12 protein-coding genes are annotated in these 14,740 nt (G+C 29.0%); 2 read left to right on the forward strand and 10 right to left on the reverse strand.

The window, feature by feature from the left end:
• The first annotated feature begins 38 nt into the window (after positions 1–38).
• Together ACFSSB_RS03185 and ACFSSB_RS03190 are read left to right on the forward strand one after the other, a co-directional pair.
• On the forward strand, positions 39–1,340 hold the full coding sequence (locus ACFSSB_RS03185; protein ID WP_379900884.1) for a glycosyltransferase family 4 protein: 1,302 nt from the start codon (positions 39–41) through the stop codon (positions 1,338–1,340).
• A 64-nt stretch (positions 1,341–1,404) separates the two neighbouring features.
• Entirely contained in the window at positions 1,405–2,862 is a 1,458-nt protein-coding gene (locus tag ACFSSB_RS03190) for a polysaccharide biosynthesis C-terminal domain-containing protein (RefSeq protein ID WP_379900886.1), read from the forward strand.
• A 128-nt stretch (positions 2,863–2,990) separates the two neighbouring features.
• On the opposite strand, the gene ACFSSB_RS03195 is transcribed toward ACFSSB_RS03190, so the two are convergent.
• From ACFSSB_RS03195 to ACFSSB_RS03240, 10 genes are all read right to left on the reverse strand, one after another.
• Complete coding sequence (locus ACFSSB_RS03195) at positions 2,991–4,076, reverse strand: hypothetical protein (RefSeq protein WP_379900888.1); 1,086 nt, start codon at positions 4,074–4,076, stop codon at positions 2,991–2,993.
• A gap of 376 nt (positions 4,077–4,452) precedes the next feature.
• Complete coding sequence (locus tag ACFSSB_RS03200; protein WP_379900890.1) at positions 4,453–4,833, reverse strand: RidA family protein; 381 nt, start codon at positions 4,831–4,833, stop codon at positions 4,453–4,455.
• 233 nt (positions 4,834–5,066) lie between these two features.
• Positions 5,067–7,838: a T9SS type A sorting domain-containing protein gene (locus ACFSSB_RS03205; RefSeq protein WP_379900892.1), complete on the reverse strand. Its 2,772-nt coding sequence runs from the start codon at positions 7,836–7,838 to the stop codon at positions 5,067–5,069.
• A 428-nt stretch (positions 7,839–8,266) separates the two neighbouring features.
• Positions 8,267–9,580 carry an amidohydrolase family protein gene (locus ACFSSB_RS03210; RefSeq protein ID WP_379900894.1) on the reverse strand — a complete coding sequence of 438 codons (1,314 nt, stop codon included), beginning with the start codon at positions 9,578–9,580 and terminating at the stop codon, positions 8,267–8,269.
• A 163-nt stretch (positions 9,581–9,743) separates the two neighbouring features.
• Positions 9,744–10,526 carry a DUF6090 family protein gene (locus ACFSSB_RS03215; RefSeq protein WP_379900897.1) on the reverse strand — a complete coding sequence of 261 codons (783 nt, stop codon included), beginning with the start codon at positions 10,524–10,526 and terminating at the stop codon, positions 9,744–9,746.
• A gap of 147 nt (positions 10,527–10,673) precedes the next feature.
• Positions 10,674–11,216 carry a DUF4269 domain-containing protein gene (locus ACFSSB_RS03220; protein WP_379900900.1) on the reverse strand — a complete coding sequence of 181 codons (543 nt, stop codon included), beginning with the start codon at positions 11,214–11,216 and terminating at the stop codon, positions 10,674–10,676.
• A 170-nt stretch (positions 11,217–11,386) separates the two neighbouring features.
• Complete coding sequence (locus ACFSSB_RS03225; protein WP_379900903.1) at positions 11,387–12,376, reverse strand: energy transducer TonB; 990 nt, start codon at positions 12,374–12,376, stop codon at positions 11,387–11,389.
• A 166-nt stretch (positions 12,377–12,542) separates the two neighbouring features.
• Complete coding sequence (locus ACFSSB_RS03230) at positions 12,543–13,121, reverse strand: hypothetical protein (RefSeq protein ID WP_379900905.1); 579 nt, start codon at positions 13,119–13,121, stop codon at positions 12,543–12,545.
• A 2-nt stretch (positions 13,122–13,123) separates the two neighbouring features.
• A complete protein-coding gene (locus ACFSSB_RS03235; RefSeq protein ID WP_379900907.1) occupies positions 13,124–13,618 on the reverse strand; it encodes an RNA polymerase sigma factor in 495 nt (164 codons plus the stop codon).
• A complete protein-coding gene (locus ACFSSB_RS03240) occupies positions 13,608–14,483 on the reverse strand; it encodes an alpha/beta fold hydrolase (protein WP_379900909.1) in 876 nt (291 codons plus the stop codon). The genes ACFSSB_RS03235 and ACFSSB_RS03240 overlap by 11 nt, the downstream gene beginning before the upstream one ends.
• Between the last annotated feature and the right edge of the window lie 257 nt (positions 14,484–14,740).

Raw genomic sequence — 14,740 nt, forward strand, 5'->3', positions numbered from 1 at the left:
TCAATTTATAAGATTTTTGCTTTGGCAAGAATAAAGTAATGGATAAAAAAAAGGTACTTATTATAAGTTATTATTGGCCTCCAGCAGGAGGACCAGGAGTACAACGTTGGCTAAAATTTGTTAAGTATTTACCAGAGTTTAACGTTGCGCCAATAGTTTATATTCCATCTAATCCTAATTATCCATTAGTAGATGAAACGCTAGTAGATGAAGTTTCTAAGGAGGTAACTATTATTAAGCAACCCATTAGTGAACCTTATAAGTTTGCTTCTTTTCTTTCTAAAAAGAACACCAAATCTATTAGTAAAGGCTTGATTACCGAAGCTAAAAAGCAAAGCTTAATGGAGCGTTTGCTTTTACTTATACGTGGTAACTTTTTTATTCCAGATGCAAGAAAAAGTTGGGTGAAGCCTTCAGTAAAATACCTGTCTACTTATATTCAAGATTTTAATATAGATACTGTTATTACCACTGGTCCTCCGCATAGTTTGCATTTAATAGGTATGCAATTGAAAAGAAAACTAGGAGTAAAGTGGATTGCAGATTTTAGAGATCCATGGACAACCATAGGTTACCATAAAGAGCTAAAGCTAACCCAAAAAGCAAAGCAAAAACACATTCGCTTAGAGCGTGAAGTTTTACAAACAGCAGATCAAATTATTGTAACTAGTAGTGTAACAAAACAAGAGTTTCAAGAAAAAACAAATCAGCCAATAACGGTTATTACTAATGGTTATGATGTAGAAAAAACAGAAGCAGTTTCTTTAGATACCAAGTTTAGTTTGGCACATATTGGGTCGTTATTAGCAAAAAGAAACCCAGAAGTTTTATGGAATGTATTACAGGAATTAACCGAAGAAAATGAAGAATTTGCTAAGCATTTTGAATTAAAATTAGTTGGTGCTGTAAGCGAAAATATTCTTAAAAGTATAAAACTGTATAGGTTAAGTGATTATTTATGTTATGTTGGTTATGTTTCACATAATGAAGCTATTAAGTTTCAGAAAGAGTCACAAGTATTGTTGTTGATTGAAATAGATTCTGAAGAAACAAAATGTATTATTCCTGGAAAACTATTTGAGTATATGGTATCTAACAGACCTATTGTTGCATTGGGGCCTAAAGGTTCTGATGTTGAAAAAATTATAGTAGAAACCAATACAGGTAATTATTTTAGTTATCAGGATTATGACCAATTAAAAAACATTCTATTAAAACATTTTACAGCTTTTCAAGAACAGAAATTACGCTCTCATGCTATAGGTTTGCAAAAGTATAGCAGAAAAGAATTAACAAGAAAGTTGGCAGATGTAATTCATTCTGTTTCCTTTAATCATTAATACATTTTATTAAATTACTTAAAAATATAAGTTGCTTCACAAGAATTAAAATTTATAATATCTTATGGGAATAATTGCTTCACAATCTATAAAAAACACCATTATTACCTACATTGGTTTTGGTATAGGAGCAATTAATACGCTATTTTTATATACGGCATTTTTGTCTGCAGACTACTTTGGTTTAGTCGTTTTTGTACTTTCTACAGCAAACTTAATGATGCCCATTCTTATTTTTGGAGTAAACAATACTTTAATAAAGTTCTATTCTTCTTATAAAACAAGAAGACTACAAAACAACTTTTTAACCTTTATGTTGTTTCTGCCTTTGTTGTTTATTATACCTGCAGGTTTGCTAGGTTCCTTTTTTTATGAAAGTATTTCTAATTGGCTGGCAAAAGAAAATGAAATTATAAAAGATTATACTGGTTTAATGTATGTATTGGCTGTTGCTTTTGCATACTTTGAAATCTTTTTTTCATGGAGTAAAATTCACTTTAAATCGGTATTTGGTAATTTTATGCGAGAAGCTTTTCATAGAGTAGGTACTATGCTTTTGCTTTTTGCTGTGTATTTTAAATTACTTACTGTAGACTATTTTATTTACGCAGTAACTAGCATATACGTTATACGTGTATTTATCATGATGGTGTATGCTTTTAGCATACGTTTTCCTAAAATAACCATCTCTAAATCTTTTGACTATTTAACGGTTTTAAAATACAGTTTCCTTATTATTATAGCAGGATCTGTTTCTATGGTATTGTTAGATTTAGACAAGTTTATGATAGGAGAGTTAATAGAAATAGAAAACATTGCTTATTACAGTGTAGCTATTTTTATTGCTACTGTAATTGTAGTGCCTTCAAGAGCAATGCAGCAAATTGTAAACCCTTTAACAGCTTCTTATTTAAACAATAAAGATTATAAAAGTTTAGCACAACTGTACAAAAAGAGTTCTATTAACTTGTTTATTATAGGCGGTTTTATTTTTGTGCTAATTGTGATTAATATTAACGGATTATACGCACTATTAAATCCGGAGTATAGTAAAGGATTATTTATAGTAATTATAATATCTATTGTAAAATTGATAGATAACTTATTAGGAAACAATAATGCTATTATTTTTAATTCGGATTATTATAGAATTATACTAACCTTTGGTTTTTGTATTGTTTTCTTGGCTATAGCATTAAATTATATGCTTATACCTAAATACGGAATAGATGGAGCAGCAATAGCAAGTTTGATTACCTTTTTAGCTTATGACACGTTAAAAATGTGGTATGTACATTTAAAATTTAAAATGCACCCATTTACCCTAAAAACCGTTTACACTTTAGGCATTATTAGCTTGTTGTGTTTTAGTTTTTATTTCTGGGAATTTCCTTTTCACCCTATTATTAATATCGCCTTAAAAAGTGTCTTGGTAGCTTTATTGTATGCTTTTGCTGTGTTGAAGTTATCTTTATCTGAAGAAATAACCTCACTAATTAAAAAAATATTGAAGATTAAGTAATTTATGGTATCGTATTTTTATTACGAATACTCCTAATACTTTTGAAGCTTTGTACTGTAAATAAGAAAAACCCTAACCAGTTGCTTTTAGGCAAACTAGATTAGGGTTTTTAACTAACTAACCAAATTTTATCTTCTACTATTGCTTCTTGATGAAGTTTTATTAGAGTTATTACTTCTTGTGGTACTAGCAACCTGTCTGTTAGATCTAGAAGTTGTACTTGCAACTTGTCTGTTAGATCTAGAGGTATTAGCAGCAACTGTATTTCTGTTTCTTGTAGAACTGGTTACTCTAGGAGTAGTAGAGGTTCTATTTTTTGTAGCAACTGATGTTCTGTTACTTTTTGCTCTAGTGCTAGTTACATTATTATTTCTTGTTTGTTGTCTGTTTGTTTGTACTCTTGTTCTAGCGGAATTAGATCTGGTAACATTAGTAGTTCTTGTGCTATTGTTTCGTTGTACAGTAGCAGATCTGTTTCTAGATCTAATGCTTTTAGCAGTTACTGTATTTCTAGCTCTATTATTTCCTCTAGTAGCTAATGCGCTGCTTCTTGTAATGGTGTTTCCTCTTCGGTTAGCAACAGCAGTAGTACGTCTGTGGTTGTTTACAAATGGTCTTGTGTATTTATATCTAATAGGTTTGTAATGTTGTCTGTAAGGTCTGTTAAATACAACACAATGGTTAAAATGTGGTATTCTAAAGTTTGCATGCCATGGTCTGTATACATAAAAACGGTTGTACACATTTATAAAACCTGTGTAATGCGAAAAACGATTATATCTATTATAGTGTACATATAAGCCACCAACACGAGCTACTAAACCAAAATTGTTGTAGTTAATAAATACGTTTCCTATCTGACTTACACGACCATAATAATCATAAAAAACAGGCACGTGTTCAATTTGTACAATAGCACCATAGGCATCATATTGTACATAAGCATCATAATTATAACCAGAGTTAAAACTAATACTAGTATTGCCATGATTTATATTTACGTTTACGTTTGGTCCGTAATTCATCATATAAAAATCAAATTGACCATCTGGAAAAATTGAAAATTCAACACCTTGCTCTACAAAAATGAAGGAATTACCATATCCTCTTGCAGCTGTATTGCTGTTAGTATTGTCTAGCGTAGTGCTTGTATTTGCGTTTACAGTAAACGTAGTAAATAAGATTGCTGTAAAAAGTGCGAGTATATGTTTCATGATACTAGTTTTTAAATTTGAACTTGTAAACTAAATTACAAGCATCGTGCCAAAAAAAAAGTGTTGTACTTGATTGTGTATTTAAAACTCTGTGTTGAAGTGTTTTAGATGCGTTTATTTTTTTAGAAGATACTAGTATTTCGCTATTATTTAGGAACTTATTTTACCGTTTTTATAGCAGTTTATAAAAAAAGGTGCGCGTTTTTTAGAAGCTTAAAATTTTAATTGAAGGCAAAACAAGAGGGATTTTAAATCGTTTTGCCTTAACAAAAAGACTACATATATAGTGTTATTTTATTAAGGCAAAACCATATTATTTCTATGTTTTAGAAATATTGAAGTATTATCATTGGCTGTTTTATTTAAAACAGGTGGACTATTTTACAGCAATACAGCTAATTTCTACATTTACAAATTTTGGAAGATTAGCAACTTCCACCGTTTCTCTAGCAGGAGCAGAGTCGTTATCAAAATACTGACCATATACTTCGTTTATTTGGGCAAAGTTGTGCATATCACTAATAAAAATAGAGGTTTTAATCACGTTTTCAAAAGTCATGTCTGCAGCAGCAAGAACTGCTTTCATGTTTTCCATAACTTGTTTGGTTTCGGTTTTAATATCGTCTATAACCAATTCTCCTGTTTCAGGGTGTAGCGCAATTTGTCCGGAAGTATATAGTGTGTTTCCTGAAAGTACTGCTTGATTGTATGGCCCAATAGGAGCAGGAGCGTTTGGTGTAGTTATTATTTTTTTCATAGAGCATTAGTTTTTATTACCACAAAGGTGGAGCGTTTCTTTTAGGCAATAAAGATAATTGTTTTAAAGATTCTTTGGAAAGCTGGAGGATGTTTTCTTTAACGTGTTTGTGTATGATTTCGTTGCGTGTTTAAGCACTAAAGTTAGCGAATAAATCACAGATAGAAAGTCCGCGAGGACTTTCGTAAGTAGGCTATAACCAGCAATGAATTATACAGGGTGTTGGCAAATCGTTATTTCTTAACTATTTTTCTGTTTATTATATTTCCGTTATCTAAAACAATTTTTAATAAATATATTGATGATGGTAAGTCAGAAATGTCAATTGAAGAATTATTAGTTTGAAATAAGAATCTACCATTTATGTCATAAATTGAAACTTTAAAAATTGAATTTTTGACGGAATTTATTGTTATTATTGAATTTGTTGGATTAGGAAAAATGCTTAAAGAATCATCAAGTATATTATTATCATTTACACTTAAATTAAAACTAGAAAAATTGTATTTATGTATAAATCCTCTAGCCCAACTATACTCATGATTCGTAGATATCTGATATCCATTTTGACCAGTAAGGATTAAATTATTGATTGAGTCTGTTGAAGCGTAAATAAACGATAATGAACTGGGTAATTTGAACTCACTAATTTCAACAGCGTTTTCATCAAATACCTTTACAATATTATCGAAATACGTATTAAAAAAAATATGATTGCCAACTTTACGTAAATAAGGTTGATTATAATATGCATCAATTGAGGTTGATAATAAATTCAAATTATTGTCATATATTTTTATATATCCATCATCGTTTAGTGTAAATATATTGTTATTAGGTGTACTAATTACTTGTTTTATTTTATTACTTAAAGTTATATAATTATATGTATTGTTTAAGGTTATTCTATGAATTTTTGCGTTGATTTGTCCCCAAGAAGAAGAAAAATTTATGTTACCATTATCGTCAACAGAATAAGATGATATTCCGCCATAAGTACCTGTAATAGCTAAATTTGTTTCAAATTCTAAATTAAAATTTTTATATATATTCAATTTTGGCGAAGTGTCGTTATAAGAGTTACTACCTGTGTACATATAGATATATGAATCTCCATTTGAGGATATATAAGAATCAAGAAAGTTTAAACCTTCAAAAGTTTGGGCATTCAATAAACTACCATCATCATTATTTATAGTATAAATAATGGTGTCATCGTCATATGTAATATCGTTATCGACGGAAGTCGATAAGTTTATATTATTATTTTGATCTAAATACATATTAATACTCCGAACACTAGGCACTTGGTAAAGAATTACTCCACTAGGTGAAATTTTTATAAGTTCGTGACTATTAACATTTATCATTGAATTTATAAACAAATTATTTTCATTATCTATAACATAAATTCTTTCATTACTCGAATGTGTATTTACTATAAAATTATCCAATTCTAGAGCCCATAATAAAGTTAAATCCGAGTTGTATTTATAAATTGTTTTTGTTACCGGTGCTCTTGAACCTCCAATAGACCAATTGTCTGGGCCTAATTTTTCTTCAGATGCAACAATATAATTATCTAGATTATCTATGATTATTTTTTGTTTAAAAGCTTTAGATGTTCCTTCACCCGAATAACTATAAGTATTTAATATTTGGTTAGTATCTATTTTTTGTATTTCTAAATCTTGTTGGGTTGAGAAGTCTGAACCAGGGTACATTTGAGAAAATGTAGTTCTTGAGATAGCTATATTTGAATTGTTAATTAAATTGAAATCATTAAAATTATTATATGAACCTAAAAATTCATTAGTAAGATTTAATGATTGGTCGAAAAGTTTAAAATTACCATTTGAATAAACAAGTATAGAATTTTCAGAATAATATTTTAATCCATTAATAAAAGTTGAACTAGCACTTAAATCAGTAATTATATTTCCAGAATTATCATACTCTAATAAGTTTAGTGTTTTACTTTCGGACGAAGTAGATAATTTACTGTTGCACAAGAATGACAAATTACCATTTGAGTTTATATTAACAGCAAAAGTATCTTTATCATAATTATCTGGTGATTCTATGTTAAAGCTTAAGTTTCCAGCATTATCAAGTTTTAGTAATTTAAATTTATTAGAATTTTCTAATGGATATGTTAAGTAGATATTGGAATTAGAATCAACTTCGATTATTCCTTTATAAAAAAGGTCAGTATCATTTAAATCTATAAAAGAGTTTAGAGGATAAGTTTCTATGGTAGTATTATTAATTTTTTTTATAAAATGTTCATAAAAGGAAGGACTAGAAGTTAGGTTGTGTCTTCTGTATCTCATATAATACTCATCGTTTTTATAGAAAATTTCATAAGTTATTCCCGTAAAATTATTAGTGTAGTAGTCAATGATGTCTTCCCTGTAGAAGCTTGTGATAATATTTCCGCTTTCACTAATTGTATAAAAATGAAACTTTGCTGCAGTATTTGTTTCATTAGATTTAGCATGAACGATATGCAATAAACCATTGTCATCTAAAAATGAATTTTGATAAAAATAATCATCACTTTCTGAATCGTTATAGTCATCTATGTTTAAATGCCATAATTCATTACCTTCTGTATCATACTTTATTACAAACAGTAACCCGTTTTGAGAGGACTGCTTAGTAGCACTTCTTCCTGTAATATAAATGTTATTATTGGTATCTAAAAAAGAATTTAGTGGTATATCATAGGATAAATCATTTTCTAAAGAAAATCGTTTTTGCCATAATTGATTTAAATTAGAATCTAATTTGGTTGTTAATATATCTGTAAATGATGAATCTCTTTCTGTGGTTGCTATTGAAATAATATTTTCATTGCCGTCAATAACTGAAAAATAAGCTACATCTCTGTTTGTATGGCTATTCAAAGCAAAAGATTCTTTTAAAGTTGGTTCTATAAAATCTTGACTATAAGAGTTGAAAGTAAATAATAGAAGGAAAATAATTAATGTAATTTTTTTCATTATAATTTTGGTTTTAATGTTTGCCAACTTATTTATATACGTGTATAATCAACCCTTTATTTTTATTATAGGTTGTATAAAAATGCTTTTACTAAAGCAGTTATTAATTGCAACGATTTAAAAAGTATAAAGGTTTTAGAAAGTCGATTAATTAATAGCGCAAGCAATATAAGAAAATTCTCTATTTTATATAAAGCCAAAAACTAAAAAATAGAAGTTGGGTTGCTTTTTATTTTAATAATTTTAAATACTATGCCTAATTGAAAATAGGGTGTAGGTTTGTTGTATGTTGTGTGGTTTATGGTTAGTTGTGTGATTTAGTAACTAAATTTAGCAAATACAAACCGAATAGAAAATCTGTGAGGATTTATGTAAGCAGGCTAGAACCTAGCAATAAAATATATGCATTGTTGGCATACGTTTTTTGTTTAAGGTGAGTTTTTATGGATTTTATTATTATAAATTTTTCCATCTTTCATTATGAATACAACGTTTTCTATTGTAGAGATAAAATCATTAATAACATCTCCTTTTACAGCTATAATATCTGCATTTGCTTTAGGTTTTATATAACCAATTTCATTTTCTCTTCCTAAATAAAAAGCAGAAATATATGTGCTGGACTGAAGTATATCTAAAGGCTTCATTCCTGCTTCTAAATAGCACCTAAACATGTCTTTGGATGATTTTCCACGGGATACTTTTATATCTGTATAATTATCAGAACCAGCCACTATAGGAACCCCTTTTTCAATTGCTCTATTGAGTCTTTTTTTCATTCTATCAACATAGCCGTCAATCCAATCCAATTCATTGTCATTATATTTGGCGAGCTTTGCATAAGTAAACATATACGATTTACTATTTTCTGTGGGTACCAGAAAGATTTGCTTTTCTGCCATTTTAACTAAAGTACTATCTGCCAAATTAAACCCATGTTCAATTCCATCAACACCAGCCTCAATTGCATTCCAGGCAGACTGATTTGTGACGCAATGAGCTGTGACTTTTAAATTATATGAGTGCGCTGTGTTCACAATAGACTTTATTTCATTTATTGTTAAATATGTTTTATTTGGAATATTATCTGCGCAAATTTTAATTACATCTACATTTTGATTAACATGTTCGCGTACAGCATTTTTACCGTCTTCAGGACTTGTTATAATTCGATATTCTAAATCTATTATTTTTTGATGTTTAGGAAGTACACCATAAACTTGCCCACCATTTGCAGCCAAAATTGGACCAGAGGCAAAAATACGAGGACCTTCAATCGTTCCTTCGTTAATAGCATCTCTAAGGGCTACATCGAGATATAAACCAGAGTTTCCAAGATCCTTAATACTTGTTATGCCCTCATCTAAATAAGTTTTGGCTCTTTTGTAGCCACGAAGTGCTCTCAAAGCATCACTTTCCATTGTCAGCGATTGAATGCTGTGTTCTGCAAAATCTTCACTAGCCTCTTGAGAAAAAAGTACATGTGTATGAGCATCAATTAGTCCAGGAAGAACCGTGTAATTGGTTAAATCTATTACTTCGCTATTTTTAGGTAAGGATTCAAATTCACCAATAGCTATAATTTTTGTTCCTTGAATTTGTATAAGCTTGTTTTTTAGAAGCATATTGCTTTTACTGTCATATAAAACCCCAGCTTTGATATAGGTGTTCTTTTGTTGTCCTATTAATTTACCTTGTGAGGAAACAACAATTATGAAAAGAATTATAATGGTTTTATACATGTCTCGCTCTTTTTTGGTTTAAATGAATGCCAACGGTTTTGTGTAAGAAAAGTTGCGTGTTTAAGTACTAAAGTTAGCAAATAAATCACAGATAGAAAGTATGCGAGGACTTTTGTTAATAGACTATAACCAGGCAATTAATTTTATACGGTGTTGTGTGTAGTTATTTTTCTTGTTTTAAATAAGCATCAATAGCCTTAATTGTCTTCAGTCCTTCTTTGTGTAGTAACATTCGCACTTTATGATTCAGTAAAATGTTGGCTTTTGTCAAGCCAAAATTATCGGAAATTATTTTTTTTTGGTCATCATTTAGGTTTATAATAGAATTATAAAGTTTATAAAATGATTTTTCAAACGAGTTTTCTTTCCACCTTTCTGGCATCTCAAGGTCTGACCCAGAACCTGTTGCGAAAAGAGGAAAAATATTATCATTATATTTTAAGATGGAATTATTGTGTACGCTCTCTTCTTTTATTACTTCATCAAATAATCTGTAGTAATATTGAATACTATTTCTTAAAGAATCTGAAGTAATGAGTCCTGTTTTGCCAGACGATTTCATGTCATCAAAAACTATATTTTTACCTTCAAACCAATGGATTCCAAAAGCATTACCTGACTTTGTGACTAATACAATAGGGTCTGTGGCTATTGAATCTGACTGCAAATAACGTCCCAAATAAGTATACGCATCTAATCGAATAGTATCCCCTTGAAAAAGCCTTTCTAGTTCTGCTAAGTCCTGCTTAATATCTAATTGTATTCTAGCAAGGTATTTCTTTTCATCGCCTTTGTCTTTTTTTATATCATTAAGATTATTTAATTGCAAGGCAATAAGAATACCAATTACAACAAGAATGACTTCTCCAATAGCATAAATGAAATAATTACTCAGTTTATTTTTAGTTAATAGTTTTTGTCTAATTTTTCTAAAGAATTTTATCATTGGTTAGCGGTTTCTGATAATGAAGCACAACGGTTTTGTGTATGACTCGTTACGTGGTTTAAGTACTAAAGTTAGCAAATAAATCACAGATAGAAAGTCTGAGAGGACTTTTGTAAGTAGGTTATAACCAGCAATGAATTATACACGTTATTGCCCACAGTTTTTTATTTCCAATTTTAATAATTCAGTATATGGATTTCCTTTTAAACCTAATAGCTCAGCAAAAGCCGGTTCCGTTTTTAATCCGTCAGATTTTAATTCTTTTATTCTCTGTTTAAAGTCAATTCCTTTTTGGTTTAAAATCCTGTTTTCAATAATCATATGTCGATAAGCGTTTTGCTTTTCGGTTGGTATATTTTGTCCGAAAATCTCAAACAAAAAATTTTCGGTCTTAAATTCCGCAACAGTTGATTCAATTCCGTTTTGGTTTTTTGAATAAACTTTAAAATCTTCTTTTTTTGAAAACTCTTTTGTCAAACACTTTTTAAATTCAGAGTGATTTTCGCATTCACAAATAATGTCTAAATCGCTTTCGGGTAAATCAATTTCGATTGGAATAGTTCCAGTCAGAATCGGATTATATTTTTCGAGTATTTCAAAAATTTTATGACGTTTAATTTCGTTAAAAGCGAGTTTTTGTCTTTCGTTTCCGTATTTTAAATATTCTATATTTCTAAAATTTTCAATCAATTTCCGATTTTTTTTTCAAATTGTGGGCAACTTATTTATATACATGTATAATCAACCTTTTATTTCTATAATATAATTTAGCAATTAATTACCGAATAAAAAATCTGATAGAATTTATGTAAGTAGGCTAGTACTAGCAATGGATTATATACGTTGTTGTAACACGTTTTTTATTTAGATAATTGCTTTTCAAGTTCTCCTTTTTCGTAAGCTTTATAGAACTTTTTTGTTTTTGAATTCATAGGAACATTATTTTCTTTTTTTCCAATAAATTCCAACAAGATTTTGGTTCCACCAAGTTGAATTTCTTTTACATCTGCTTGTTCACTATATTTTTGTCCGTCTTTAGGCTTGCATTCCAAAATTCGGTTATGATTTATCTTTTGGTCTAATCCGTAATTTATCATTGCGACAGCATAAAGAAACTGTTGTTTATTTTCATTAGTTAAAGCGTTGTAGAATTTCCCAAATGTTGGTATTCCCATTCCAATGTCTTTATTCATCCAAAATCCTACAATTTGAGCTGCTGATTTAAATTCAGTTCCATTCGGATAAATAGGATTTGAAAAGATGTACTGACTTGCATCGAAAATCAGATTTTCGTAGTCTTCGTATTCTGGGTTTTCATCTTCTTTCATTTTTGCCAAAGACACAGAAAAAAGTTCGTTAGATGAAGAAGGAAATGTGAATGAAGTCCAAAGTCTTGATTTTACAACTTTGTCATTAAACTTTCCAGGTCTAAATTCGATAGAATTAATTGCATCTTTTATGATTTTGTTTGTCGGTCCTGACTTTGGATATGAACTAACCGTTACGTCTGTAACTTTCGAGTCTTCAGTAATTGTTAAATAAACATAAACATTGCCTTTAAATTCTATTCCTGATGTTAGGTTGGGATAAATGAAGTTTCTTAAATTTTGTTCAGAACAAGCGATTTGTTCCTTTTCTGAAAGTCCAGAATTACAGTCATTTTCAAATGGTAATTCGGTTAAAACAGCATAATGATAAATTCCTTCTTTTTCTTGTTTAAATGGCTTTACTTTATATCCTCTTTCAGCCGTTTTGTCGGCATCTAAAAAATGCCCTTTCGGTATTTGTCCAATTCCAATGAATGGAATTAGAAGTAAAAAAGTCAGAATGTTTAATTTGTTTTTCTTCATTTTGTTGATTTGGTCAAATGTGTTACAATGGTTTTGTGTATGACTCGTTGCGTGGTTAAGCAACTAAGTTAACAAATAACAACCGAATAGAAAATCCGCAAAGATTTTCGTAAGTAAGCGAGAACCAAGTAATAAATTATATACAGTGTTAGGCACTGGCAATTTTTTAGTTCAAATTTTCTAAAAAGTCAATTAATGGTAAAATTATTTTATTATTTTCTTTTTTTCTTTTTTCTATTGAATAATACATTATGCATATCATTAAAACAGTGAAAACAAGATGAATAATTATCCTTACAGTTATTGATATATTGAATTTTTGTAAAATAGCAATGTAGCCTATATTTATTCCTAAAACTAATAAAAATGTATAGAACCACATATATCTTGATGTAGTTAACATTCGTTGCTTTAGTTTATGAATAATGTTTTTTATATATTTTTTATTATTTAATTTAGCATCATTACTTATTAAGCTATACTTACTTCTATAAGATTGTATTAGTATCATTATCATACCAAAACTAATTATGATGATAGATATTAAATAATATATATTTGAGAGTATAGGAAGTAATGTTGCTAAAACTATTATCGTAACTGGAACAGCAGCGAGTAAAATGATTCTTTCTAATTTTCCTTTTTTTTCAATTTTGTTTAAATGAGTAATCAACTTATTTAAATCTAAAGGTGTTGACTTTTCTTCTTTCCAAAGGTTTTGCCAATTTGTAATGTCTTTCTCCATAATTATTTGAGTTTTTTACTCAATGTTTTTTTAATTCTATTTATTCTAACTCCAACATTCGAAGTTTTTAATCCAGTTATATTGGAAATCTCGTCATAACTACAATTCTCTAACAATAATCCTATAATTATTCGATCTATTTCTTTAAGTGATGAAATGGCTTTATAGAGTTTTTTTACTTCTTGTTCTTTATCAGTTGAGTTCAAATTCTCAATTTCGTAGTGAGGTATATTGGGTTGATAATCTATCTCTTTTTTGTTTAATTTGGTTTTTCGATTCAGAGTTAAGAGTGCTGTGTTTGTTGTGATTCGGTAAATCCAAGTATCTATACTACTCTCATTTCTAAATGTGTTTAAATTATTCCAAACTTTTATAAGAATTTCTTGAAATAAATCATCAGCATCCGTTTTATTTCCCATAAACCCTAAACAAAGCCTATGAATTTTATCCTTTGATTGCTCATAGACTTTTTTAAATTTTTGTTCTTTATTCTTCATAATTTATAAATGCCTCAACCGAATTAATAAACCATTTAGGTTCGTCCCACATAACAAAGTGCTTTGCTGTTTCCGCAACTTTGATTTGACAATTTTCTGCTTTCAAAAATTGATTTTTATAGTTTGCTTGAACTATTTCTTTTGTTATTCCGTAATCTTTTGCTCCATACCAACTTCCAAATACAAGGATAGGTATTTTTACTTTTTCAATATCATTTCTTAAATCTGTTGTCATAAGTTCATAAATTGCTTGTGCCATTGTATTTCTGTCTGATTGTATAGACCATTTAGTCGCTAACTGAATATTTGTGGAATCAGTTATCATAGTTGGCATCGTCATTTTTTGTTGTTGAATAAATAGACTGTCAGAAGTTGATAGCATTATTTCTTTCATCATTTTTGCTTGTGGCAGAATATTTTCTTTTGTTGCATTTGGGTTATAAGCCGAAGACATAAAAGGATATGAGTCAACAATTATAATCTTTTTCAATAATTTAGTTTGAGAACTTGCAATTGAAAGTGATAAAAAACCACCCAAACTATGTCCAATTAATATTGGTTTTTCATTGAGTTCATCCTGAACATACTTGATGATTTCTTTTTCAATAATTGGTAAGTAACCTTTTTCGAGTGAAATTGCACTTTGATTAGCAAATCCTGCTAAAGTCAAAATATGACATTCAAAATTGTTCTCTAATGTATCTGTTGTTTCTTCCCATACTTTACCAGAAGATGCTAATCCTGGAATTAAAATTATCGGTTTCCCTTGCCCTTTAATTTCGATATTGAAAGAATATTTTTCAGATTGAGAGTAAGTTGCTATTTGATAAAAAAAGATGACTAATAGAATTGCTAATTTTTTCATTGTAAATGTTTTTATGATTTACTCTTTAGATTAGCAAAAGGTATTTTTATTACACTTTTTTAATTATTTTTTTTATTTATGTCGATTTTTAGGCTTTCGTGAGTGCTTGTGCCTAACTTATTTATATACATGTATAATCAACCATTTATTTCTATTATAGGTTCTATAAAAGTGGGTTATACTAATACTGCTATTAATTGCATGGATTTAAAAAGTATAAAGGTTTTAGTAAGTCGATTAATTAATAGCGCAACTAA

Source organism: Lacinutrix gracilariae (genome assembly GCF_042684485.1).
In the GTDB taxonomy this organism is placed as follows: domain Bacteria; phylum Bacteroidota; class Bacteroidia; order Flavobacteriales; family Flavobacteriaceae; genus Oceanihabitans; species Oceanihabitans gracilariae.

Bases quoted from the DNA above. Each gene is read 5' to 3' on its own strand.
- ACFSSB_RS03185 (WP_379900884.1), top strand. From the start codon at position 39: ATGGATAAAAAAAAGGTACTTATTATAAGTTATTATTGGCCTCCAGCA.
- ACFSSB_RS03190 (WP_379900886.1), top strand. From the start codon at position 1,405: ATGGGAATAATTGCTTCACAATCTATAAAAAACACCATTATTACCTAC.
- ACFSSB_RS03195 (WP_379900888.1), bottom strand. From the start codon at position 4,076: ATGAAACATATACTCGCACTTTTTACAGCAATCTTATTTACTACGTTT.
- ACFSSB_RS03200 (WP_379900890.1), bottom strand. From the start codon at position 4,833: ATGAAAAAAATAATAACTACACCAAACGCTCCTGCTCCTATTGGGCCA.
- ACFSSB_RS03205 (WP_379900892.1), bottom strand. From the start codon at position 7,838: ATGAAAAAAATTACATTAATTATTTTCCTTCTATTATTTACTTTCAAC.
- ACFSSB_RS03210 (WP_379900894.1), bottom strand. From the start codon at position 9,580: ATGTATAAAACCATTATAATTCTTTTCATAATTGTTGTTTCCTCACAA.
- ACFSSB_RS03215 (WP_379900897.1), bottom strand. From the start codon at position 10,526: ATGATAAAATTCTTTAGAAAAATTAGACAAAAACTATTAACTAAAAAT.
- ACFSSB_RS03225 (WP_379900903.1), bottom strand. From the start codon at position 12,376: ATGAAGAAAAACAAATTAAACATTCTGACTTTTTTACTTCTAATTCCA.
- ACFSSB_RS03230 (WP_379900905.1), bottom strand. From the start codon at position 13,121: ATGGAGAAAGACATTACAAATTGGCAAAACCTTTGGAAAGAAGAAAAG.
- ACFSSB_RS03235 (WP_379900907.1), bottom strand. From the start codon at position 13,618: ATGAAGAATAAAGAACAAAAATTTAAAAAAGTCTATGAGCAATCAAAG.
- ACFSSB_RS03240 (WP_379900909.1), bottom strand. From the start codon at position 14,483: ATGAAAAAATTAGCAATTCTATTAGTCATCTTTTTTTATCAAATAGCA.